Raw genomic sequence first — 22,985 nt, 5'->3', positions numbered from 1 at the left:
TCCATGCTTCAAACACCGAGCGGCGGTGCCGGCAGCGGCACCGCCGCCGCGGACAGTGGGCTGATGAGCATCGGCACGGTGCTCAACGCGCTGCGCGACGAGTTCCCCGAAGTGACCATCTCCAAGATCAGGTTCCTGGAGGCCGAGGGGCTCATCGAGCCCCGGCGGACGCCTTCGGGCTATCGCAAGTTCAGCGCGCAAGACGTCGAGCGCCTCGGCCACGTCCTGCGGATACAGCGCGACCACTACCTGCCGCTCAAGGTCATCCGGGAGCACCTGGACGCCCTGGAGCGGGGTGACGACGTGCGGCTGCCCACGCTGGGACGCCAGCGCGACGCCGGGGACGGTGAGCGCCTGGGCGACCTCTTCGGGGAGCCGGAGGCGCCCACCGCGGCCCGTATCGGCCGCGACGAGCTGCTGGCCGCCGCCGGGATCGACGAGCGGGAGCTCGCGGAGTGGGAGTCGTACGGGCTCGTCACTCAACTGCCGGACGGGGGCTACGACGCCGAGACGGTCACCGTGGCCGCCCTCGTGGTCGAGCTGGGCCGGTTCGGGATCGAGCCCAGGCACCTGCGCGCCATGAAGGCCGCCGCGGACCGCGAGGCCGGTCTCGTGGAGCAGGTGGTGGCCCCGCTGCGCCGCCACCGCAACCCGCAGACCAGGGCTCATGCCGAGGCCCGCGCGAAGGAGCTGGCGGGGCTCACGGTCAAGCTGCACGCGGCTCTGGTGCAGACGGCGCTGGGTGTCCGGCTGCCCTGAACGAGGGTGTTCGCCGGTGGCGGATCGTCCACCCGTTCTGTGCCCGACTACCCAAACGTCCCGAGCACGGCCTAGGGTTGCTGTGTGAACGAGCTCGATGTCGTAGGTGTCCGGGTCGAAATGCCCTCCAACCAACCGATCGTGCTCCTGCGCGAAGTGGGAGGCGACCGTTACCTCCCCATCTGGATCGGCCCGGGGGAGGCGACGGCGATCGCCTTCGCCCAGCAGGGCATGGCCCCCGCACGGCCGCTGACCCACGACCTGTTCAAGGACGTGCTGGAGGCCGTCGGCCAGGAGCTGACCGAAGTACGCATCACGGATCTGCGTGAGGGCGTCTTCTACGCGGAGCTGGTCTTCGCCAGCGGGGTCGAGGTGAGCGCCCGGCCGTCCGACGCCATAGCGCTCGCGCTGCGCACCGGGACGCCGATCTACGGCAGCGACGGGGTGCTCGACGACGCGGGGATCGCGATTCCGGACGAGCAGGAGGACGAGGTGGAGAAGTTCCGCGAGTTCCTCGACCAGATCTCCCCCGAGGACTTCGGGACCAACAGTCAGTGACGTCCCCGCGCCCGCGGATCCGACCGGCACATGCCGGAGGCCAGTGAGGCGTGTTACGGCCCGCGCGGAGAGCATTCGGCTAGCCTTTCCCCGCGGTGGGGCACGGGAAACCACTCCTAGGGTGATTATCACTCGGCGTGCCGAGTGTGGCGATCGTTGACGCACCCCTGGCGACTGCCTACCGTCGAGAAGGCAGTTCAAGGACGGAGGTCGGCGTGAGAAGCAGCGGCGACGGTACGGCTGGGGGTGCCCACGGACGCAGTCCGGGGGAGAGCGGCCCGTACCCGCTTCACGGCAACGCGGCCGGCCCCGCTCCACAGCGGCCGACAGCGGTGCCGGACGAAGAGGCGGTGTCCGAGGAGATCGGCTACCGCGGTCCCACGGCCTGTGCGGCGGCGGGCATCACCTACCGCCAGCTGGACTACTGGGCGCGCACCGGTCTCGTCGAGCCGAGCGTGAGACCGGCCCACGGATCGGGGACGCAGCGTCTCTACAGCTTCCGCGACGTGGTGGTCCTCAAGATCGTCAAGCGGTTCCTCGACACGGGGGTGTCGCTGCAGAACATCCGCACCGCGGTCCAGCACCTGCGCGAGCGGGGTTTCGCGGATCTGGAGCGGATGACGCTGATGAGCGACGGGGCGACGGTCTACGAGTGCTCCTCGCCCGACGAGGTCCACGCCCTGCTCCAGGGCGGCCAGGGGGTCTTCGGTATCGCGGTGGGGGTCGTCTGGCAGGACGTGGAGGGAGCGCTCTCCCAGCTGCACGGGGAGCGGGTCGACACCGGCGAGACCCTGATCGGGCAGAACCCCACCGACGAGCTGGCCCGGCGCCGCAACCGCGCCGTCTGACCCCGGTGGCGCCCACGTCTCACGTGCGGCGTCACGGGGGCACGCGGCCGGCAGGGCATTGTCAGTGGCGTAGGGCAGCATCGGACCTGTGAGAACCGCGCCCACGATCCTGCATCTCGACATGGATGCCTTCTTCGCCTCGGCGGAGCAGGCCGCCAAGCCGAGCCTGCGCGGCAAGGCCGTGGTGGTGGGTGGGCTCGGGGTGCGCGGCGTGGTCGCCACCGCCTCCTACGAGGCCCGCGTGTTCGGGGTGCACTCGGCGATGCCCATGGCGCAGGCACGCCGGCTGGCTCCGAACGCCGCTTACCTCGTACCGCGCTTCCAGCTCTACCGCGACGTCAGTGAGCAGGTCATGGGTCTGCTGCGTGAGCTGTCGCCGCTCGTGGAGCCGCTGAGCCTGGACGAGGCGTTCGTCGACCTGGAGGCCGGCGGGACGGCCTGGGACGAGACCTCGGCGCGGCTGGTGGGCGCGAAGCTGCGGGCCGACATACGGGCCGTCACGGGACTGACCGGCTCGGTCGGGCTCGCCGCCTCCAAGATGATCGCCAAGATCGCCTCCGAGCAGGCCAAGCCCGACGGGCTGGTGCTGATCGAGCCGGGGACCGAGCGCGCCCTGCTCGGGCCGATGTCGGTGCGGACCCTGCCCGGTGTGGGTCCCGCGACCGGCGACCACCTGCGGCGCGCCGGTATCACCACGGTCGAGGAGATCGCCGAGGCGGGCGAGGACGAGCTGGTGCGGCTGGTGGGCAAGGCCCACGGACACGGCCTGTACGCGATGGCCCTGGCGCACGACGAGCGGCCCGTGGTCGCCGAGCGCGAGTCCAAGTCGGTGTCGGTCGAGGACACCTATGAGGTCGACATCCACGACCGGCTGCGGGTCGCCGCGGAGGTCCAGCGGCTCGCCGACCGGTGCGTGGCGCGGCTGCGGAAGGCCGGGCGCTCGGGCCGGACCGTGGTGCTCAAGGTGCGGCGGTACGACTTCTCCACGCTGACCCGGTCCGAGACCCTGCGGGGGCCCACGGACGACCCCTCGGTGGTGCGCGAGGCCGCCGCCCGGCTGCTGGACTCGGTGGACACGACCGGCGGGGTCCGGCTGCTGGGCGTCGGCGTCACCGGCCTCGCCGACTACACGCAGGAGGACCTGTTCGCGCAGGCCCAGGCCGCCGCGGGCGAACTCCTGGCACAGGAGCAGGCCGAGGACGAGGGCGTGCGGGAGGCGGTCACGGAGGCGGAGGCGCCCGCCGAGCGGCGCTGGCCCGCTGGGCACGACGTGCGGCACGCCGAGTACGGGCACGGCTGGGTTCAGGGGAGCGGCCTCGGGCGGGTGACCGTGCGGTTCGAGACGCCGTACTCGCCGCCCGGGCGCGTCCGCACGTTCCGCACCGACGATCCCGCGCTGGAGCCGGCGGACCCGCTGCCCCTGGTCACGGCGGTCCCGGGGGCCGGCGGTGCGGCGGAGGGCGCGGGGACGGCGGCCGGGACAGCGGCGGTGACGGATGCGGAGGAGGGCGACGGGGGGCGGGGCGGTCAGGCCGGGCCGGGCTCTTCCGTGCCGGCGAGCCGGCCGAAGTCGCGGTCCGGAGGGACGGGCGACGCCAGGTCGAGCCCGTAGTGGTGGTAGAGCTGGAGTTCCTGCTCGGGGGAGAGGTGGCGGCCGACACCGAAATCGGGCGCGTCCTTGATGAGAGCGCGGTCGAAGGGCACCCGCAGGGTCCCCTCCACGACCTCGCTGGGCTCCAGCGGGACGAAGGCGTCCCGGCTGAACAGGCCCGTGCGTATGGCCGCCCACTCGGGCACTCCGGTGGCGTCGTCGAGATACACCTCGTCCACCGTGCCGATCCTGGTGCCCTTGCGGTCGAACGCCTTGCGGCCGATCAGGTTGCGCGGATCGATGTCGGTCTGCACGGTCCCTCCTCTTGGTCGCAAAACTCATCCGTAAGCACTACGAAAGAGCACATTCAGGAAGGCGGCCACTCGAAAGTCCGTGCGTTGTCCTCGCTGGTAGGCTGGCAGACGGCTGCTGACCCCGTGCGGGAGAGTCCTCCGGCGAGATCCGGAGGCGCCGAAGGAGCAAATCCTCCCCGGAATCTCTCAGGCACACGTACCGCTCGGACGAGGTCACTCTGGAAAGCAGGGCGGGTGCGTCGTCGGCTCCCGTCCTCACCGACGGTGAAAGCCGGTCCGTCCGCTGCTGGACGGCCCGGTGAAGCTCTCAGGTTGAGATGACAGAGGGGGAGGCCGTCGGGGTACCCGCGTCGTGGTACCCCCCGAAGGTCGTGTCAGACCAGGAGGCCTCCGCAATGACCGCCCATCGCATTCCGCTCTCCGAGCTCGAACAGGGCATCCCCTTCGAGCAGCGCCACATCGGGCCCGACCACGAGGCCCAGGCCAAGATGCTCGCGCAGGTCGGATACGGCTCGCTCGACGAGCTCACCGCCGCCGCGGTCCCGGACGTCATCAAGAACGCCGACGCGCTGGACCTCCCCGGCGCGCGCACCGAGGCCGAGGTCCTGGCCGAGCTGCGCTCCCTCGCGGACCGCAACCAGGTGCTCGACCCCATGATCGGCCTCGGGTACTACGGCACCTTCACGCCGCCGGTGATCCTGCGCAACGTCATGGAGAACCCGGCCTGGTACACCGCGTACACGCCGTACCAGCCGGAGATCTCGCAGGGCCGCCTGGAGGCGCTGCTCAACTTCCAGACCGTGGTCGCGGAGCTGACCGGCCTGCCGACGTCCGGCGCCTCGCTGCTGGACGAGGGGACCGCCGCCGCCGAGGCGATGGCGCTGTCCCGGCGGATGGGCAAGAACAAGAAGGGCCTCTTCCTGGTCGACGCGGACGCGCTGCCGCAGACCATCGCCGTCATCCGGACCCGCGCCGAGCCGACCGGCGTCGAGGTCGTGGTCGCCGACCTGAGCGAGGGCATCCCGGCCGACGTCGCGGGCCGCGACATCAACGGCGTGCTGCTGCAGTACCCGGGCGCCTCCGGTGCCGTACGCGACATCAAGCCCGTCATCGAGCAGGCGCACGAGCTCGGCGCCGTCGTGACGGTCGCCGCCGACCTGCTCGCCCTGACGCTGCTCACCGCGCCCGGCGACCTCGGCGCCGACATCGCCGTCGGCACCACCCAGCGATTCGGTGTGCCGATGGGCTTCGGCGGGCCGCACGCCGGTTACATGGCGGTCCGCGAGACCTTCGCGCGGAGCCTGCCGGGCCGCCTCGTGGGCGTCTCCGTGGACGCCGACGGGCACAAGGCGTACCGCCTCGCCCTGCAGACCCGCGAGCAGCACATCCGGCGTGAGAAGGCCACCAGCAACATCTGCACCGCGCAGGTGCTGCTCGCGGTGATGGCCGGCATGTACGCCGTCTACCACGGTCCCGAGGGCCTGCGGACGATCGCCCGCCGCACGCACCGGTACGCCACGGTCCTCGCCGCGGGCCTGGAGGCCGGCGGCGTCGAGATCGTCCACGGCGCCTACTTCGACACGCTGACCGCGCGGGTCCCCGGCCGGGCCGCCGCGGTCGTGGCCGCCGCCCGCGAGAACGGGGTCAACCTGCACCTCGTCGACGCCGACCACGTGTCGGTCGCCTGCGACGAGACCACCGGGCGCAAGCAGCTCGGCGCCGTGTGGACCGCCTTCGGCGTCGAGGGCGACATCGAGGCGCTGGACGTGTCGGCCGTCGACACCCTGCCCGAGGCGCTGCTGCGCACCGACGACTACCTGGCGCACCCGGTCTTCCACCAGTACCGCTCCGAGACCGCGATGCTGCGCTACCTGCGCAGGCTCTCGGACCGCGACTACGCGCTCGACCGCGGCATGATCCCGCTGGGCTCCTGCACGATGAAGCTCAACGCGACCACCGAGATGGAGCCGGTCACCTGGCCCGAGTTCGGCCAGCTGCACCCCTTCGCGCCCGCCGAGCAGGCGCAGGGCTACCTCACGCTCATCCGTGAGCTGGAGGAGCGGCTCGCCGAGGTCACGGGCTACGACAACGTGTCGCTGCAGCCCAACGCCGGTTCCCAGGGCGAGCTGGCGGGTCTGCTCGCGGTGCGCGGATACCACCGGGCCAACGGCGACGAGCAGCGCACCGTCTGCCTCATCCCGTCCTCCGCCCACGGCACCAACGCGGCCAGCGCCGTGATGGCCGGCATGAAGGTCGTCGTCGTGAAGACCGCCGGGGACGGCGAGATCGACGTCGAGGACCTGCGGGCCAAGATCGAGCGGTACCGCGACGAGCTGTCGGTGCTGATGATCACGTACCCCTCCACGCACGGCGTGTTCGAGGAGCACGTGGCCGACATCTGCGCCCAGGTCCACGAGGCGGGCGGCCAGGTCTACGTCGACGGCGCCAACCTGAACGCGCTGGTGGGTCTCGCCAAGCCGGGTCACTTCGGCGGCGACGTCTCGCACCTGAACCTGCACAAGACGTTCTGCATCCCGCACGGTGGCGGCGGTCCCGGCGTCGGCCCGGTCGGCGTGCGCGCCCACCTCGCGCCGTACCTGCCGAACCACCCGTTGCAGCCCGCGGCCGGTCCGAAGACGGGCGTCGGCCCGATCTCCGCGGCGCCCTGGGGCTCCGCCGGAATCCTGCCGATCTCCTGGGCGTACGTCCGGCTCATGGGCGGCGAGGGCCTCAAGCGGGCCACGCAGGTCGCGGTGCTGTCCGCGAACTACATCGCCAAGCGGCTGGAGCCGCACTACCCGGTGCTTTACACCGGTCCCGGCGGCCTCGTCGCGCACGAGTGCATCATCGACCTGCGCGCGCTGACCAAGGCGACCGGCGTCAGCGTGGACGACATCGCCAAGCGGCTGATCGACTACGGCTTCCACGCGCCGACCATGTCGTTCCCGGTCGCGGGGACGCTGATGATCGAGCCGACCGAGTCCGAGGACCTGGTGGAGCTGGACCGGTTCTGCGAGGCGATGATCGCCATCCGCGCCGAGATCGAGAAGGTCGGTTCGGGCGAGTGGCCGGCGGAGGACAACCCGCTGCGCGGGGCTCCGCACACGGCCGCGGCGCTGGGCGGCGACTGGGAGCACGCGTACAGCCGTGCCGAGGCGGTCTTCCCGGCCGGTGTCTCGGCGGCGGACAAGTACTGGCCGCCGGTGCGCCGCATCGACCAGGCGTACGGCGACCGCAATCTCGTCTGTTCCTGCCCGCCGCTGGACGCTTACGACGAGTAGTCACCAGGGGGCATACGTCGGGGCCGGTTCGGAGAGTGCGTCTCCGGGCCGGCCCCTCTGGTGCGCGGGCGGCTGTCACAGCCGCCCGGTGGTGCGGCTCAGGCGGCCGTCATCACCTGTCCCGTGCCCATCGGGCGGTGCGGAGCGATGATCCGGCCGTCGGGCAGGAGCTCACCGGTGTCCTCGAACAGGACGACGCCGTTGCACAGCAGGCTCCATCCCTGCTCCGGGTGGTGCGCCACGTGAAGGGCGGCCTCCCGGTCGGCGGAGTCGGCTGTCGGGCACGGTGGCTGGTGCTGGCACATGGATGGAGTCTTTCGCTGGGTCGTGACGTGTGAGCTGGCTGTCGGAACTGTCTTGCGGCTCGGAACGTCGTTCATGGCCGCCCCCCGTTTGATAAGTCGGTCTGGAACCAGTGTTGCCCTACGGGCGTCGATCCGCAGGGATTTGGCAGCAGCACTTCTCACAGGTTGATGACGCATCACCCGTGCGGGCGGTTCATCCCAACTGCACTGTCCCTTCGGGTGGTTCGGGGTGGTCGGATGGGGCTAGTCCGGACGGGTCGGGAGGGTCTCGCCACTCGTACGAGCGCGGGGTGGCACGGGAGAGCGACGTGCCCCGCAGCCGGTCGACGGCTGCGGGGCACGGGCCTGGAAGGAGAGTCGGCCGCCGGGGCGTGTGCGTGTCGTGCCTAGGCGGGCGAGCCGAGCAGGGGAGCGGGCGTCACCCGGTGGGTGAGCACGGGCAGCAGCTCGGCGACGCGGTGCGGGCGGTGGGCCGCGATGCCGGGCGGTGCGGGCGCCAGCGGCACGAGCAGGTCGGTGGCGGCGGGGTGGCCGTCGGCGCCGTCTGCGGTGCAGTCGCCGTGCAGCCAGAGCGTGAGCATGTACAGCTCGGGTACGGACAGGAGTCTCGGCTGGTAGGGGACCTGCATGTTCTCCGCCTGGCGCAGGGCGCGCTCGGTGGCGGTGACGTAGGGGCCCTCGAAGAAGTGGGAGAAGGCCCAGCCGTCGGGGGTCAGCATCGTCTCGGCGGCGGCCACCGCTCGCTCGCCGCTGCGGATCAGGAAGCGCCAGCCGGCGAGCCGGGTGGCGGAGGCGCCGGCGGGCGTGATCCGGTCGAGGACGTACACGGGCAGGGGAAGTTCGGGGGTCACGGGTCCCTGGGCGTTGCGCAGGGACGGGGTTCGCGCCTCGCGGACAGCGGTGGGGGAACCGAGTGCCGTGAGGACAGAGCGCAGGGCGGGCGCGGGAGCCGGGGGGACATGCAGCGGCATGGTGGGTCGCCTCTCATTCGACAGGCACGGTGGCGCGAGGGCGGGGGCGGACGACACTGTCAGCTCTCGGGGTCAGAGGGGCGTGTGCACTGACGGCGAGCGCCGGCTCTCTGCCTCGTTTGCGGAGTTTATACGACACGTGTTCACACAATGTTTCGTCTAGCTGTTCCGCTGATGAAGAACAAGGACCTATTCGGTCGCCGAAAAATGGCGTTCATCCCCGTTTCGCGCGGGGTGCGCGGGGCTGACCTCGATTTACCGTGCCCGAGCGGTCGGCCGATTCTCGTCGGCGTTTTTCACGAGCGCGCAAAGGAGTGAAACTGCGCGCGGCACCATGCCTGGTGAATGTGCCGGGGGGTACTCGTCGTCCAGGGTAGCGGGCCGGACGCCCGCCCGGGACGTTATGGATCGCGTTGCCGGGGCATCATCCACCGTGACCGTGTACCAGAGCGGCCGGAGCATCGGCCTACCCATCCAAGGAGGGAAACTTCGATGGGAGAGAAGGTCGTGGCGGGGTCGTTCGACCTGTCCGATCGGCAGCGCTACCGCAGCAAGCTCCAGCAGTGCCTGACGGGGCTGGAGAGGCTGCTGGAGGAACAGCGCTTCGAGCGTCCGCGGAATCTGATGGGCCTGGAGATCGAGCTGAATCTGGCGGGGCCGGACGGCTCGCCGCGGATGATGAATGCCGAAGTACTCGACCGGATAGCGAGCCGGGATTTCCAAACAGAACTCGCCATGTTCAATCTCGAAGTGAACATCGCTCCCCACCGATTGGGAGGGCGGGTATTCGACCAGCTCTCCGAGGAGCTGAGCACCTCCCTCGCCTATGCGCACCGCAAAGCGAAGGAGGTCGACGCCGGAATCGTGATGATCGGCATTCTGCCGACGCTAGGCCGGGACGACCTCGTCTCCTCGAACCTGTCGGACGTCGACCGCTACACCCTGCTGAACGACCAGATCGTGGCGGCCCGCGGTGAGGACTTCGCGCTCGACATCGACGGCGTGGAGCGCCTGGTCTGCACGTCCAGGTCCATCGCCCCCGAGGCCGCCTGCACCTCCGTGCAGCTGCACCTCCAGGTCACCCCGGCGCGGTTCGCGGACGTGTGGAACGCCGCCCAGGCGATCGCCGCCGCGCAGGTCGCCGTCGGCGCCAACTCGCCTTTCCTGTTCGGGCACGAGCTGTGGCGCGAATCGCGGCCCCCGCTGTTCCAGCAGTCCACGGACACCCGGCCGCCGGAGCTCCAGGCCCAGGGCGTACGGCCGCGGACCTGGTTCGGGGAGCGGTGGATCTCGTCCGCCCACGACCTCTTCGAGGAGAACCTGCGCTATTTCCCGGCACTGCTGCCGATCTGCGACGACGAGGACCCGCTGAAGGTGCTCGACGGCGGCGGCATCCCCAAGCTCTCCGAGCTGGTCCTGCACAACGGCACGGTCTACCGCTGGAACCGGCCGGTGTACGACATCGCCGACGGGGTGCCGCATCTGCGGGTCGAGAACCGGGTGCTGCCCGCCGGCCCCACGGTCACCGACGTCATCGCCAACACGGCCTTCTACTACGGGCTCGTCCGGGCGCTGGCCGAGGAGACGAAGCCGGTGTGGACCCGGCTGCCGTTCGAGGCGGCCGCCGCCAACTTCGAGACCGCGTGCCGCGACGGGATCGACGCGCGCCTCCAGTGGCCCCGCAGGGGCCGCTCGGGCGGGACCGCGGAGGTGGACGCCGTGGATCTGGTGCGTGACGAGCTGCTGCCGCTGGCCGCGGCCGGCCTCGACGCGTGGGGTGTCGAGCCCGTCGACCGGGACTTCTACCTGGGTGTGATCGAGGAGCGGTGCCGGCTGCGGGTCAACGGCGCGAGCTGGCAGGCGGCCACGTTCCACCAGGCGCTGGAGAAGGGGCTCGGACGGGATGCCGCGCTGGCCGCGACCACGAAGCGGTACTCCGAGCTGATGCACGCCGGGGAACCGGTGCACACGTGGCCGGTGGGGCTGCCGGAGCCGGTGCCGCTCGGCTGAGTGGCGCCGGGTGCGCCGACGCCTCCGCGACCGGGTCTCCGGTGGCGCGGCGCACCCGGCGGGCGGTCCGGCCGGATCAGTGCCGGTTGCCCGCCGCGAGGAAGCCTCCAGAAACGCCGAGCGGACGCGTGAGGTTCGCCGACCCGTGGGCCGAGCCGCCGGTCGCCGCCGCGATGCCTCGGCCCCCCTCGTCCTCGCCGCCGGCGCCCACCTCGCCGCGCCGGGCGCGAAGCCGGGGGTCGGCGCCACCCGCTCCGTACCCGTCGGGCAAGCTGTGACGTCCCATGGCGGTGCGATCCTCCCCGCTGAGCCCCGAGCCGTGATCAGCTGTTCGGCAGGACACGGGGAGGTACGCCTCGACGGTGCCCGTCCCCCCGACGGCCTGTCGCGCACGTCCTTCGCCGCAGCCTTCGAGACCCTGGCGGGGCGAGGATGGGGACGGGTTACCCAACTGGAGGCGGGAGTGCAGGTGGAGGCGGGGCCGGCAGCCGGATCCTTTCCCGAGGAGCGGCTTTCACGAAGGATTTACCGGGACGAGACGCTGCTGGTGCTCGGGCTGTCGCTCGGCGCGAGCGGGGTGTCCGCACTGATCAGCTTCGTCGGATCGGTCACCAAGCCGGGCGGCCTCAAGGACCAGGCGGCCACCCTGAACGCCTCGGCCGCGCCGGGACGTCCCTGGCTCGACCTGGCCTGGCAGCTGTTCGGCATCGCCTCGGCGCTGGTCCCGGTGGCGCTGGTGGCGCACCTGCTGCTGCGTGAGGGGGAGGGGCTGCGCACGCTCGGATTCGACCGTACGAGGCCCTGGCCGGACCTCGGGCGCGGGGCCGCGGTCGCGGCGGTGATCGGCAGCACCGGCATCGCGTTCTACCTGGCGGCGCGCGGCCTCGGCTTCAACCTCACGGTGGTGCCCGAGGCGTTGCCCGACGTGTGGTGGAAGTACCCGGTGCTGATCCTCTCCGCCCTGCAGAACGCGATCCTCGAAGAGGTCATCGTCGTCGGCTATCTGCTGCGGCGCCTCGGGCAGTTGGGCTGGACGCCGGGGACGGCGCTCGTCGCGAGTGCGGTGCTGCGCGGGTCGTACCACCTCTACCAGGGCATCGGCGGGTTCCTCGGCAACCTCGCGATGGGTCTGGTCTTCGCCTACCTCTACCGGCGCTGGGGCCGGGTCGGACCGCTGGTGGTGGCCCATTCCCTGCTCGACATCGGGGCGTTCGTCGGTTACGCGCTGCTGGCGGGCAAGGTGGGGTGGCTGCCGACGGCTTGACCGGGTCGTGCGAGCCGTGGGCGTGCGGCGGCGCGGGCTCGCGGGCCGTACGAGAGGGGCGTACCGAGTGCGGTACGCCCCCTTCCGCTGCCCAGGTGCCGTTGCCGGGCGCCGTCAGGTGAGCAGTTCGCCGTCGATGACGGTGACGGCGTGGCCGGTGAGCAGGGTGCGGTCGCCGCGCAGCCGCGTGCGGACGCGTCCCGAGCGCGGTGACGCCTGCAGGCCGGTCAGGTCGGTGCGGCCGAGGCGTTCGGACCAGAACGGCGCCAGGGCCGTGTGGGCGCTGCCGGTGACCGGGTCCTCGTCGATGCCGACGTTCGGGAAGAAGCAGCGGGAGACGAAGTCGTGGCCCGCGTCGGGGTCTTCGGCGCGGGCGGTGGCGATGATGCCGCGCTGGGAGTACCGCGCGAGGGCGCGCAGGTCGGGGGCGAGACCGAGGACGGTCTTCTCATCGGCCAGTTCGATCAGCAGGTCGCCGATGTCCGGCCCGGTGTCGAAGGCGCTGAGGGGCTGGGCCCCCAGCGCTTCGGCGACGCCGTCCGGGATGGCGGCCGCGGTGAGCGGGGCGGTCGGGAAGTCGAGGGTGAACGATCCGTCGTCCTGGGGCGACGCGATGAGCACACCGCTGCGGGTCGCGAACCGGACCGGCCCCGTGTGGGCGCCCGTGCTGTGCAGGACGTGCGCGGCGGCCAGGGTGGCGTGACCGCACAGCGCGACCTCGGTGACGGGCGTGAACCAGCGCAGGGCCCAGTCCGCGTCGCCGCCCTCGGGAAGGGGGTGGGTGAACGCCGTCTCGGCGTGGTTGACCTCGCGGGCGACGTCCTGGAGCCAGGCGTCCTCCGGGAAGGCGTCGAGGAGCAGGACCCCGGCCGGGTTGCCGGCGAAGGGGCGGTCGGTGAAGGCGTCGACGATTCGAATCCGCATGGCCGTGACGCTAGTCGGCGTCCGGAACGGGGGGCCAAGGCCAATTCGGGAACGGCGGCCCCGTTCGGGACGCCGGGCGGGGGTCCGCCGGGCCGCCCGTCGCCGCTGCCTTCCGCGAGGCGGAGGCGGCTGGGCTGCCACGGTGTGTCTCTCCGCCGGGCTTCGCCATCCGAGGTGACTGCCCTGCGGACGGGCGGTGGGACGCGGCACCGGCCTGTCCCAGCGAACGTGCGCCCGGGTGCTCCTCGGTCAGTTCCGCGCCTCGGACCCCGCCAGGAGTGCCCGGGGGTCGAAGGTCACCCGGATCCGGGTGACCTTCCCGTCCTCCACATGCATCCAGTTCGCCGTCGGGGTGGGCGGCGCGACGCTTGTGCACAGGTCGAACCAGGTGATCACTTCACCGCCTTCCGCCACCCGCACCTTCACGTCGATCTTCTCCAGCACCTGACCGAGCCCCTTCAGCCCGGCGAGCGCCTCCTCCACCCCCGACGCCGTTCCCAGCGCGCCGACGAAGTCGACGTTCTCGGCCAGCACCCCCCGCAAGGTGTCGAAGTCGCCCGCCTCCCAGGCGGTGAAGTAGGTCTCGGCAAGCTCTCGCGCGGTCCTCGTCGTCATGCCTCCATCCTTCAAGCACCCGATCCATACGTCCAACAGATGAATCGGATGGCATCTATCATCGTGGGGTATGGAGATGCACCAGTTGCGCTACTTCGCCGCGATCGTGGACGAGGGCACGTTCACCGCTGCCGCCCATCGCCTGCACGTCAGCCAGTCCGGCATCAGCACCCAAGTGGCCAAGCTGGAGCTGGAGCTGGGTCAGCAACTGCTCGACCGCTCCGGCCGCCGGATCCGCCTCACCCCGGCCGGCGAGGCCGTTCTCCCTCTCGCGAAGAACGTTCTCGCCACTCTCGAGGCCATCAAGCACGCCGCCGCCGAGTTCGCCGAGGCCGTCCGAGGCAGGGTCCGTCTCGGCATGATCATGGGCTGCTCCATCCCGGCGTTCCTCGACACCGTCGCCGACCTCGGCCACACCCATCCCGGCATCGAGGTCAGCCTGCACGAGGGCTACTCCGACGACCTCCAGGCCCAGGTCCTCGCCGGCTCCCTCGACCTCGCCCTGATCGGCTACGCGAGCGGCGTCGCCCCCGGCCTGGAGGAGAGCGTCGTCATCGACGAGCCCATCGCCGCGGCCGTCCCCGCCGGGCACCCCCTCGACCGGCCGGGACTGCGCCTCGGCGACCTACGGGGCGAGAGGATTCTCTGCCTCTCCTCGGGCACCGGCATCCGCGCCGCCTACGACGAGTCCTGCCGAAGGATCGGTCTCGGCCCCCGCGTGGACGTCGACGCCAGTTCTCCGGCCACCCTGCTCCGCCTTGCCGAGCGCGGCGCGGGCGTCGCCGTCCTCAGCGCTTCCTCCACAGAAGGCGCCGGCCTGCGGACCGTCCCGCTCACCGACGCCGCCACGCACGCCCGGCTCGGACTCGTCATCCGCCGAGGCCAGCACTCCCCGGCCGCGCAACTCCTGCGATCGAGACTCCTCACCGCGCTCCAGGCCGCCTAGGTACGCGCGGGTCGAATGGTGATCAAGCTGCGGGACTTCCCCTCCCGTCGCAGTTCGCCCCGGTAGGCCGGGCCGCCTGACGCGAGCCCGAGTCGACGGGTCGGGAGTGCGCGGCGCCATTCACCGCGACGAAGGCCGGGCCAAGGGCAGTCGGCAGGAGCCGCGGCACCGCCCACTGGCAGTCCTGCCGCGGCATGCGGAGAGACCGGGGGAAAGTGCGTCACCTCTGTCGGGGTGTTGTCTTCCGTACTGTTCCGATATATCGTTGACGCATCGCGACCGATCAACGATGGAATGGAGTGATGGCGATGCGTTCCCATGGACAGGAATTCGGCTACGAACACGGCCATGGACACCACGGCGGGCCCGGCCATCACGGTCGGGGTGGCTTCGAGGGGCGGCGCGGGGCCTTCGGGCCCTTCGGTCCCGGTGGTCCCGGCTTCGGTGGACCGGGTTTCGGCCCGGGTCCCTGGGGTGGGCGGGGCGGCCGGGGCGGTCCGCGGGGCAGGGCGCGACGGGGCGACGTACGCGCGTCGATCCTGGCCCTGCTCAAGGACCGGCCCATGCACGGCTACGAGATGATCCAGGAGATCGCCGAGCGCAGCGGCGGGGCGTGGAAGCCCAGCCCGGGTTCGGTCTACCCCACCCTCCAGTTGCTGGAGGACGAGGGCCTGATCATCAGCGAGACCGAGGGCGGCAAGAAGCTGTTCTCCCTCACCGAGGCCGGCCGTTCCGCGGCCGCCGAGGGTCCCGACGCGCCTTGGGAAGAGGCCGGGCGCGGGGTCGACTGGGAGGCGCTGAGCGAGATCCGGCAGGCCGGTTTCGGCCTGATGGAGGCGTTCGGCCAGGTCTGGAAGACCGGCAGCAAGGACCAGCGCGACAAGGCGCTGACCGTCATCAACGACGCCCGCAAGAAGCTGTATCTGATCCTCGCCGACGAGGACTGACGGCCCGTGGTGGTACGCCGCCCTCGGGGGTACGGCGGTCGCCCGGCCTTCCGGTCCGGTGGCCGCCCGCCCCCTCGGCGGCCGGAGGAACGGCGCCCCGTGGAGACTTCTCCGCGGGGCGCCCCTTCGTCGTGGCGGCGGACGGCGGCGGCGCTCAGGTCACGAGCCCGGCCAGCTTGCGCAACGACTCGTGCAGCGCGGCCGTCCCCGAGTCCTTGAGCTTGCCCGCCATTAGCGACACGGCGGCGCCGGTGAACTCGCCGTCGATGCGGACCGTGGTCGCGCCCCCGTCGGGGACGAGCGTGTAGCGGGTTGCCACGACGACGGCCATCGGGCCCTTGCCGCGGATGGCGAGGACGCGGGCCGGTTCCAGCTCCTCGATCGTCCAGTCGACCTCGGCGGGGAAGCCCATGAGCCGCATGTTCTCCGTGAACCCGGCGCCGACCGCCAGGACTTCGGGGCCGCCCTTCGGGAAGCCCGTGTGCGTGGAGTTCCACTCGCCGTAGGAGGAGAAGTCCGTGAGCCGCGCCCAGATCTTCTCGGCCGGCGCCTCGATCCGTGCCTCCGCGCTGACTTCGGCCATGCGGCCACCCCTTCGTCTCGGACGCTGCGCCGGGCGCAGCTGCGGTGTCGCGGAACGTAACCCCGGGGCGCGGAACATTCAATACTGATGAACCGTCAGAAATTCTGCCGACTGATGGACTTGGGCGGTCGGTCGGTCGAGGGTGCCTCAGACGAGTCGCCGTATCTCCGCGGCGTCGAAGACGTCCCAGGCGCGCGGCAGGGCGCTCTCGTCGTGGCAGTGCCACGCCTCCCAGAACAGGTCGGCGAGCAGGGCGTGCTCGGGCGCGTACACCCGGTACACGTACTGCCTGCCGTCGACCGCAGGCAGGGCCACCAGCCAGCCCTCGCTCTCCATGTCCGTATCGGACGTGGTGCGGGGCGGCCCGGTTGCGGGCGGGGCGCGGCGCAAGGCGGCGCGCGCCCCTCGGGGGAGAACGGCGCGATGTCATCCGTAGGGAGGAGGCGCGGGGCGGGGATGCCCACCCTGTGTCGGAGGGCAAGATGCTTCCCATCGGGGATGTCCGGAACCGGGGTGGCTGATGGGGTGAGGGGGTGCCATACGGTCCTCTCCAGCAACCGGCCGCCGAACAAGGGCCGAGCCGTTCCGACCCCGACGCCGGCCTCAGCGCCGAACTGGCGTCGGTGGTCGCCGGCGCGCGCAGAAGGGCGCTGCGGGACGGGGACCGGCAGATCGACACCGCCCATCTGCTGCACACGCTGCTGGAGTCCGACCCCGAGGTGCGCGCCGCCTTCGAGAGCGGTCCGCAGCTCGCGCGGCTGCTCGGTTACCTGGTCCAGCGCAGCATCGGCTACGGGCTGCGCTGGCAGAACTCGGTCGAGGACTCGGGTGCCCTTCCCGTGAGCGGCCCCGAGGCGGCGGGCTGGTCGCCGGTCGCGGCCGGGGCGATGGGCGGTGCCCGTGCCCGCGCCGGCCTGCGCGGGGACGTCGCGGCCCGCGGCCGGGATCTGCTGGCCGCGATCGTCGCCGACCCGGACGCGCGCGCCGTCGAGGTGCTGGGGCGCGCGGGCGTCGATCCGCGGGCGCTGCTGCTGCGCGTCGACGCCGGTGCCGGGTGCGAGGAGTGCGTCGGCGACGGCACTCGCTGAGCGGACGGCACTCGCTGGGCGGGCGGCACTCGCTGGGCGGGCGGTCGCGCCCGCGTCCTGAGCGCGGGTGCCGTGAGCCTCGTTGGTCCCTCGGGTCGGTCGGATCAGTCGGGTCGGTCAGGTTCGTCGGGTTCGCGGGTCGGTCCGGTCCCTCGGGTCGGTCGGGTCCGTCGGGTCGTTGCGTCCGGACCGGTCGGCGTCCGGCCGGATCCGTCCGCGATCGCCTCGACCTGCCGGGACCGGTGCCAGGACGTGCTCGCGGGACCGCGCCGCACTTCCAGGGATCGCCCAACTCCCGCCATGCGAACGAGCCTTGCCATCGCGCCGCGCCCTCCCGCCCCGGAGTTAGCGTGCCGTCGCCGGGTCCAGCGTATGAGACAGGTGTCATCGGGGGTGACGCTCATGACCGCGCCTGTCATCATGTGCCGGTGCGTACGTCTCGGAGCAGTGAGAGTCACCCCGGCAGGGGAGTCGGGCTGGGCCTGGCCCTCGTGTCGGCGGTCGCCTTCGGCGGGTCGGGTGTCGCGGCCAAGCCGCTGATCGAAGCGGGCCTCGACCCGCTCCACGTCGTGTGGCTGCGCGTCGCGGGAGCCGCCCTCGTGATGCTGCCCCTGGCGGTACGCCATCGCGCCCTGGTCCGCCGGCGCCCCGCCCTGCTCGCGGGCTACGGCCTCCTCGCGGTGGCCGGCGTCCAGGCCTGCTACTTCGCCGCGATCTCCCGCATCCCGGTGGGGGTCGCCCTGCTCGTCGAGTACCTCGCGCCGGCCCTGGTGCTGGGCTGGGTGCGCTTCGTGCAGCGCCGCCCCGTGACGCGGGCCGCCGCCCTCGGCGTCGTCCTCGCCGTCGGCGGTCTCGCGTGCGTGGTCGAGGTGTGGTCGGGGCTGAGCTTCGACCTGCTCGGACTGCTGCTCGCGCTGGGCGCGGCCTGCTGCCAGGTCGGCTACTTCGTCCTGTCCGACCAGGGGAGCGACGCCGGCGCCGAGGCCCCGGACCCGCTCGGCGTCATCGCGTACGGGCTGCTCGTCGGCGCCCTCGTCCTGACCGCCGTCGCCCGCCCCTGGACCATGGACTGGTCGGTGCTCGGCGGCGGCGCGGACATGGACGGCACGTCCGTGGCGGCGTGGCTGCTGCTCGGCTGGATCGTGCTGATCGCCACCGTCGTCGCCTACGTCACCGGCGTGGTGTCCGTGCGCAAGCTGTCGCCGCAGGTCGCCGGGGTCGTGGCGTGCCTGGAGGCGGTCATCGCGACGGTGCTCGCCTGGGTCCTGCTCGGCGAGCACCTGTCGGCGCCGCAGATCATCGGGGGTGCCGTCGTGCTGGTCGGTGCGTTCATCGCGCAGTCGTCCGCGCCCGCGAAGGCCCCGCAGGGGCCGGTCGCCGGTGGCGCGGGCGGCGGCGAAAGGGAGTTGTCCGCGCGGGGAACGGCGGCCTAAGGTGCCGATCATGTACGCGCACGCACTCGTTCTGCCGCCTCCCGTCGCCTGAGGCGGGCCCCCGGACCCACGCCCGGCGCACCGCCGGGCGGTGCGGTGCTGCCCGCGGAAGAAGTCCGAGGACCCTTGCGCACGTCCACGCCGTGCCCGCCCGTCCGGGTGGAGCGCCGGTGGCGTCGCAGGTCCTTCCCGAGCTTCTGCGACCTCGCGGAGAGAACACGTGTCGAACGCTTCCATCGGCCTGCCCGTCGGGCGGGGCCTGCTCTATCTGATCGTCGCCGGTGCCGCATGGGGCACCGCGGGCGCGGCCGCCTCACTGGTCTACCAGGTCAGTGACATGGGGCCCGTCGCCCTGTCCTTCTGGCGGTGCGCGGGCGGGCTCGTCCTGCTGCTCGCCGCTCGTCCCCTCCGGCCGCGGGTGACGCCCGCCGTCCGGGAACCGCTCGGCCGCAAGGCGCTGCGGGCCGGTGCCACCGGTCTCGGTCTCGCCGTCTTCCAGACCGCCTACTTCGCGGCCGTCGAGTCCACCGGGCTCGCGGTGGCCACCGTCGTCACGCTCGGCGCCGGTCCGGTACTCATCGCGCTGGGCGCCCGCCTGACCATGGGCGAGCGGCTCGGCCGCGGGGGCGTCGCCGCCGTCGCCGGGGCGCTCGCCGGACTCGCGGTGCTCGTGCTCGGCAGCGGGGGAACGGCCGTACGGCCCTGGGGAGTCGTGCTCGCGGTCCTGTCGGCGGCCGGGTACTCCCTGATGACGCTGCTCACCCGCTGGTGGGGGCGGTCCGGCGAGGTCGACGCGTCCGGGACCACGGTGTGGGCGTTCGCTGTGACGACCGTGTGCCTGCTGCCCTTCGGGCTGGCCGGGGGACTGGTCCCGCAGACCGGCCATCCCGCCCACGTCCTGGCCCTGCTGGTGTACATCGCCGCGGTTCCCACGGCGCTCGCGTACGCCCTGTACTTCGCGGGCGCGGCCGTGGTCCGGTCGGCGACCGTGTCGGTGATCATGCTGCTCGAACCGGTGAGCGCGGCCGTCCTCGCGGTCGCCCTGCTCGGTGAGCACCTCACGACGGCGACCCTCGTCGGCACGCTGGTGATGCTGGCGTCGGTCGCGGCGCTCGCGGTGGCCGAGACACGGGCCGCGAGCCCGGAGGGCCGCCCGGTCCCGGAGGAGACGGCACCGGTCTGACACGGGAGGCGGCCGGGGCCCCGACCAGGCCCCTGCCACCCGTACGCCTCACCGGTCGGCGCGCCTCACAGGGCCGCCAGATAGCCGGGCAGCTCGATGCCCGGGGCGAGGTCGGCGGCCGGGACCGGGGTGTCGTACCCCTTGGCCAGAGGGACCACGCCGGTCCAGTGGGGGAGGTGCAGGTCCTCGGGCTCGTCGCTGGGGCCGCCGGTGCGCAGCTTCGCCGAGACCTCGTTCAGGTCGAGGCGGATCACGGCGGTGGCGGCCAGTTCCTTGGCGTTGGCCGGCCGGGAGTCGCGGGAGCGGCCCGGGACGACGTGGTCCACCAGCGCGTCCAGGGCCTCCCGCTTCTCGTCGGGGTCCGTCACCGTGCGGGCGACGCCGTGCACCACGACGGAGCGGTAGTTCATCGAGTGGTGGAAGGCGGACCGGGCGAGCACCAGGCCGTCGACGTGGGTGACCGTCACGCAGACCGGCAGGCCCGGGTCCGTCCCGCCCGCCATCCGCAGCGGGCGCGAACCGGTCGAGCCGTGCAGGTAGAGCCGCTCGCCGACGCGTCCGTAGAGCGTGGGGAGGACGACGGGGGCGCCGTCGCGGACGAAGCCGAGATGGCAGACGTACCCCTCGTCGAGTATCGAGTGCACCAGCTCGTGGTCGTAGGCCGCGCGCTCCCGGGAGCGGGTCGGGACGGTGCGGTCGGTCGGGGTGTAGGCGGCAGGCTGCGCCGTCCCCGGCTGGGTGCTCGTCTCCGTCATTTGCGGCCTCCATTGCACTAGTGCATAATCAACTTTGTGCTAGGAGAGTATCGGATCGAGGGCCGCCGCGCAGCCGACATCGCCGCCGGTGTGGAGCGCGCGGTGGGTGCCGGCGAGCTGGAGCCGGGTCAACTGCTGCCGCCGATGCGGCAGTTGGCCGCCGATCTCGGCGTCAATCCCAACACCGTGGCGGCCGCCTACCGCACGCTGCGGGAGCGCGGTGTGATCGAGACGGCCGGGCGCCGCGGCAGCCGCGTGCGCTCCAAGCCCGCCACCACCGGACGCGAGCACATCGGGGTCCGCGTGCCGCCGGGCGTGCGGAACGTGGCCGCCGGCAATCCCGACCCGGCGCTGCTGCCGGGCCTCGCGGAGGCGTTCGCGGTGGCCGCCGCCCGCGCGGACCGGGAGCCGGTGATGTACGGCGAGGACGCCGTGGAGCCCGAGCTCGCGCGGCTGGCCCGTGCCGACCTCGACGCGGACGGGGTGCCGGACGGACCCGTGGTCGTGGCCTCCGGGTCGCTCGACGCGATCGAGCGGGTGCTGGCCGCGCACCTGAAGCCGGGGGACGCGGTCGCCGTCGAGGACCCCGGCTGGGGCAGCCTGCTCGACCTCGTGCCCGCGCTCGGGCTGCGCACGGTCCCGGTGCGGGTGGACGACGAAGGCCCGGTCCCCGAGGACGTACGGCGTGCGCTGGAGGGCGGCGCGCGCGCCCTGGTCGTCACGGACCGGGCGCAGAACCCCACCGGCGCCTCGGTGACCGCGGCCCGGGCGCGTGCCCTGCGCTCGGTGCTCCGGGCGCATCCGGGGACGCTGCTGGTCGAGGACGACCACGGCCACCGGATCGTCGACCTGCCGTTGCACCCGCTGGCCGGGGTGACGCACCACTGGGCGTTCGTCCGCTCCGTCGCCAAGGCCTATGGGCCCGACCTGCGGATCGCCGTCCTCACCGGTGACCGGGTCACCGTCGACCGGATGCACGGGCGGCAGCGGCTCGGGCCCGGCTGGGTCAGCCTCCTGCTCCAGCGGGCCGTGGTGCACCTGTGGACCAGTGGCGCGGTGGACGCCCCGGCCGTGGCGGGGGCCTACGGGCGACGCCGTGACGCGCTGATCGCGGCGCTGGCGGAGCGCGGTGTCGAGGCGCACGGGCGCAGCGGGATGAACGTGTGGATTCCCGTCCCGGACGAGACGGGCGTGGTCGCGCGGCTGCTGCACGCGGGCTGGGCCGTCGCGCCCGGAGCGCGCTTCCGGATGAACGCGCCGCCGGGCATCAGGATCACCGTCTCGACGTTCACCCCGGACGACATCGTCCCGGTGGCCGACGCCGTCGCCTCGGCGATCGGCCCGGAGGCGGTGCGGCGGTACGTGTGAGGCGCGGACGGCCGCGTGCCGGGCGCGGTCACGCCGTCAACGCCGGTCGGAGGCCGGTGCGGAGGGGGCCCGGCGTGGGGGTGACGCCGTAGCCGTGCCCTGCGCCGGGCTCATCCGGAACCTTCGCCGAAGTCGGCCGGACGCTGCGACACCTGCGCCGTGCGGAGGGAGCCCGGCGTGCGAGTGGCTCCGTCGCCGTGTGCCCGTGCCGGGCTCGTCGCGAGCCTGCACCGAACCGGCCGGGCGCTGCGGAGTGGGCCGCCGTCACGTCACCCGTCGTGGTCTCGCCTGGGTCAGGGCCGCCCCCGCGAGGACGATCACCGCGCCGACCGGCGTCGACCACGCCAGCGACTCGCCGAGGACGGCGACGCCCGCCGCGGTGGCGATGACCGGGATGAAGTACGTGACCATCTGCGCGGTCGTCGGCCCCACTTCGGCGACCAGGCCGTACTGGATGAGGACGGCGATGCCCGTGCCGAGCGCGCCCAGCGTGGCGATCGCGAGCAGTGGCACCAGCGGGAACCGCGTCGGTAGTGTGGTGAACAGCGGCGTCACGAAGGCGAGTTGAACGGTGGCGAGGAACAACTGCGCCCCCGTCATCGACAGATGCGAGTTCCCCGTACCCGCCAAGGTGCGCCGGACGTAGATCCAGCCGACGGGGTAGCTGAGCGAAGCGGCCAGCGCCATCGCCGTGCCCCCGGCGTCCAGGCCGTTGAAACCCTGCCAGGCGCCGAGCACCGTCAGCACGCCCAGGAAGCCGATGCCCAGTCCGGCGACCCGGACCCGGGTCGGCCGGTCCTCGGAGAGGGCGACCATCGACAGGGCCATGCCCCACAGCGGCGAGGTCGCGTTGCAGATGCCCGCGAGCGTGGACGGGATCGTCAGCTCCGCGTAGGCGAAGAGCGAGAACGGCAGCGCGTTCAACAGGAAGGCGGCGACCGTGAGATGGCCCCAGGTGCGGGCGCCGCGCGGCAGCCGCTCCCGCTTGACCGCCATCGCCGCGGCCAGCACCGCGGTGCCGAACACCAGCCGCCCGAGGGTGACCTGGAACGGTGCGTACCCGTCGGTGCCGACCTTGATCAGGAGGAAGCTGAAGCCCCAGACCAGGGAGAGGGCGCCGAAACGAAGCCGCCAGTCGAGGGCCGCACGGCCGGTGGGCGCGGTGGCGGGGGCGAGGGGGCGCGGGCTGGTGACGCTGCTCATGGAGGCAACGATGGAGCAGACGATCTCGTAGCACAAGCG

At 72.5% G+C, this 22,985-nt stretch carries 23 protein-coding genes and 1 riboswitch; of the genes, 13 read left to right on the top strand and 10 right to left on the bottom strand.

Annotation, left to right across the window (positions count from 1 at the left end; all coding sequences use genetic code 11):
* Positions 1-3: 3 nt before the first annotated feature.
* From ftsR to ACWGIS_RS31490, 4 genes are all read left to right on the top strand, one after another.
* Positions 4-759: a transcriptional regulator FtsR gene (gene ftsR, locus ACWGIS_RS31505; RefSeq protein WP_453365895.1), complete on the top strand. Its 756-nt coding sequence runs from the start codon at positions 4-6 to the stop codon at positions 757-759.
* Between the two features lie 84 nt (positions 760-843).
* A complete protein-coding gene (locus tag ACWGIS_RS31500) occupies positions 844-1,317 on the top strand; it encodes a bifunctional nuclease family protein (protein ID WP_006123076.1) in 474 nt (157 codons plus the stop codon).
* Positions 1,318-1,532: 215 nt separating this feature from the next.
* Positions 1,533-2,165 (top strand): MerR family transcriptional regulator, encoded by a 633-nt coding sequence (locus ACWGIS_RS31495; RefSeq protein ID WP_453365894.1) that lies wholly within the window; start codon positions 1,533-1,535, stop codon positions 2,163-2,165.
* An 88-nt stretch (positions 2,166-2,253) separates the two neighbouring features.
* Positions 2,254-3,777: a DNA polymerase IV gene (locus ACWGIS_RS31490; RefSeq protein WP_453365893.1), complete on the top strand. Its 1,524-nt coding sequence runs from the start codon at positions 2,254-2,256 to the stop codon at positions 3,775-3,777.
* On the opposite strand, the gene ACWGIS_RS31485 is transcribed toward ACWGIS_RS31490, so the two are convergent.
* Positions 3,693-4,070, bottom strand: a complete 378-nt coding sequence (locus tag ACWGIS_RS31485) for a PRC-barrel domain-containing protein (RefSeq protein ID WP_453365892.1) — start codon at positions 4,068-4,070, stop codon at positions 3,693-3,695. The two genes, ACWGIS_RS31490 and ACWGIS_RS31485, sit on opposite strands and share 85 nt — an antisense overlap.
* Positions 4,071-4,186: 116 nt before the next feature.
* Positions 4,187-4,282: riboswitch (glycine riboswitch) on the top strand.
* A 183-nt stretch (positions 4,283-4,465) separates the two neighbouring features.
* Between ACWGIS_RS31485 and gcvP the strand changes: the two genes are divergently transcribed.
* Positions 4,466-7,351, top strand: a complete 2,886-nt coding sequence (gene gcvP / locus ACWGIS_RS31480) for an aminomethyl-transferring glycine dehydrogenase (protein ID WP_453365891.1) — start codon at positions 4,466-4,468, stop codon at positions 7,349-7,351.
* A 98-nt stretch (positions 7,352-7,449) separates the two neighbouring features.
* Here gcvP and ACWGIS_RS31475 read toward each other — a convergent pair whose 3' ends face one another.
* Positions 7,450-7,656: a DUF5999 family protein gene (locus ACWGIS_RS31475; RefSeq protein ID WP_453365890.1), complete on the bottom strand. Its 207-nt coding sequence runs from the start codon at positions 7,654-7,656 to the stop codon at positions 7,450-7,452.
* A gap of 386 nt (positions 7,657-8,042) precedes the next feature.
* Positions 8,043-8,627, bottom strand: coding sequence for a hypothetical protein (locus tag ACWGIS_RS31470; RefSeq protein ID WP_453365889.1), 585 nt, complete (start codon positions 8,625-8,627; stop codon positions 8,043-8,045).
* Positions 8,628-9,119: 492 nt separating this feature from the next.
* On the opposite strand from ACWGIS_RS31470, the gene ACWGIS_RS31465 reads away from it, so the two are divergent.
* Entirely contained in the window at positions 9,120-10,637 is a 1,518-nt protein-coding gene (locus ACWGIS_RS31465) for a glutamate--cysteine ligase (RefSeq protein ID WP_453365888.1), read from the top strand.
* Positions 10,638-10,713: 76 nt separating this feature from the next.
* Here ACWGIS_RS31465 and ACWGIS_RS31460 read toward each other — a convergent pair whose 3' ends face one another.
* Complete coding sequence (locus ACWGIS_RS31460; RefSeq protein ID WP_453365887.1) at positions 10,714-10,923, bottom strand: hypothetical protein; 210 nt, start codon at positions 10,921-10,923, stop codon at positions 10,714-10,716.
* Between the two features lie 177 nt (positions 10,924-11,100).
* Here ACWGIS_RS31460 and ACWGIS_RS31455 point away from each other — a divergent pair, with 177 nt between their 5' ends.
* Complete coding sequence (locus ACWGIS_RS31455; protein ID WP_453365886.1) at positions 11,101-11,901, top strand: CPBP family intramembrane glutamic endopeptidase; 801 nt, start codon at positions 11,101-11,103, stop codon at positions 11,899-11,901.
* A 114-nt stretch (positions 11,902-12,015) separates the two neighbouring features.
* On the opposite strand, the gene ACWGIS_RS31450 is transcribed toward ACWGIS_RS31455, so the two are convergent.
* Positions 12,016-12,825 carry a PhzF family phenazine biosynthesis protein gene (locus ACWGIS_RS31450; protein ID WP_453365885.1) on the bottom strand — a complete coding sequence of 270 codons (810 nt, stop codon included), beginning with the start codon at positions 12,823-12,825 and terminating at the stop codon, positions 12,016-12,018.
* Positions 12,826-13,074: 249 nt separating this feature from the next.
* Positions 13,075-13,440 carry a nuclear transport factor 2 family protein gene (locus ACWGIS_RS31445; protein WP_453365884.1) on the bottom strand — a complete coding sequence of 122 codons (366 nt, stop codon included), beginning with the start codon at positions 13,438-13,440 and terminating at the stop codon, positions 13,075-13,077.
* A gap of 70 nt (positions 13,441-13,510) precedes the next feature.
* On the opposite strand from ACWGIS_RS31445, the gene ACWGIS_RS31440 reads away from it, so the two are divergent.
* Both ACWGIS_RS31440 and ACWGIS_RS31435 read left to right on the top strand, forming a co-directional pair.
* A complete protein-coding gene (locus tag ACWGIS_RS31440) occupies positions 13,511-14,386 on the top strand; it encodes a LysR family transcriptional regulator (protein ID WP_453365883.1) in 876 nt (291 codons plus the stop codon).
* 308 nt (positions 14,387-14,694) lie between these two features.
* A complete protein-coding gene (locus ACWGIS_RS31435; RefSeq protein ID WP_453365882.1) occupies positions 14,695-15,333 on the top strand; it encodes a PadR family transcriptional regulator in 639 nt (212 codons plus the stop codon).
* 154 nt (positions 15,334-15,487) lie between these two features.
* Here the strand turns inward: ACWGIS_RS31435 and ACWGIS_RS31430 are convergent, their stop codons facing one another.
* Positions 15,488-15,916, bottom strand: a complete 429-nt coding sequence (locus ACWGIS_RS31430) for a type II toxin-antitoxin system Rv0910 family toxin (protein WP_453365881.1) — start codon at positions 15,914-15,916, stop codon at positions 15,488-15,490.
* Between the two features lie 147 nt (positions 15,917-16,063).
* Positions 16,064-16,252: a hypothetical protein gene (locus tag ACWGIS_RS31425; RefSeq protein ID WP_453365901.1), complete on the bottom strand. Its 189-nt coding sequence runs from the start codon at positions 16,250-16,252 to the stop codon at positions 16,064-16,066.
* A 197-nt stretch (positions 16,253-16,449) separates the two neighbouring features.
* Here ACWGIS_RS31425 and ACWGIS_RS31420 point away from each other — a divergent pair, with 197 nt between their 5' ends.
* The 3 genes from ACWGIS_RS31420 to ACWGIS_RS31410 all read left to right on the top strand — a co-directional run bounded on the left by ACWGIS_RS31420 (position 16,450) and on the right by ACWGIS_RS31410 (position 19,620).
* Positions 16,450-17,004, top strand: coding sequence for a Clp protease N-terminal domain-containing protein (locus tag ACWGIS_RS31420; RefSeq protein WP_453365880.1), 555 nt, complete (start codon positions 16,450-16,452; stop codon positions 17,002-17,004).
* Between the two features lie 422 nt (positions 17,005-17,426).
* Positions 17,427-18,437, top strand: a complete 1,011-nt coding sequence (locus tag ACWGIS_RS31415) for an EamA family transporter (RefSeq protein WP_453365879.1) — start codon at positions 17,427-17,429, stop codon at positions 18,435-18,437.
* 220 nt (positions 18,438-18,657) lie between these two features.
* On the top strand, positions 18,658-19,620 hold the full coding sequence (locus ACWGIS_RS31410; protein WP_453365878.1) for a DMT family transporter: 963 nt from the start codon (positions 18,658-18,660) through the stop codon (positions 19,618-19,620).
* Between the two features lie 65 nt (positions 19,621-19,685).
* On the opposite strand, the gene ACWGIS_RS31405 is transcribed toward ACWGIS_RS31410, so the two are convergent.
* The gene (locus tag ACWGIS_RS31405) at positions 19,686-20,375 is read right to left on the bottom strand and encodes a pyridoxamine 5'-phosphate oxidase family protein (protein WP_453365877.1); all 690 of its coding nucleotides are present in this window, start codon (positions 20,373-20,375) and stop codon (positions 19,686-19,688) included.
* A gap of 36 nt (positions 20,376-20,411) precedes the next feature.
* On the opposite strand from ACWGIS_RS31405, the gene ACWGIS_RS31400 reads away from it, so the two are divergent.
* On the top strand, positions 20,412-21,743 hold the full coding sequence (locus ACWGIS_RS31400) for an aminotransferase class I/II-fold pyridoxal phosphate-dependent enzyme (protein WP_453365876.1): 1,332 nt from the start codon (positions 20,412-20,414) through the stop codon (positions 21,741-21,743).
* Between the two features lie 264 nt (positions 21,744-22,007).
* On the opposite strand, the gene ACWGIS_RS31395 is transcribed toward ACWGIS_RS31400, so the two are convergent.
* Positions 22,008-22,946: a DMT family transporter gene (locus ACWGIS_RS31395; protein ID WP_453365875.1), complete on the bottom strand. Its 939-nt coding sequence runs from the start codon at positions 22,944-22,946 to the stop codon at positions 22,008-22,010.
* Between the last annotated feature and the right edge of the window lie 39 nt (positions 22,947-22,985).

It is taken from the genome of Streptomyces sp. NPDC054842, from assembly GCF_053611025.1.
The sequence above is the reverse complement of the archived record's forward strand: the minus strand, read 5'-3'. Positions and strand labels throughout refer to the sequence as shown.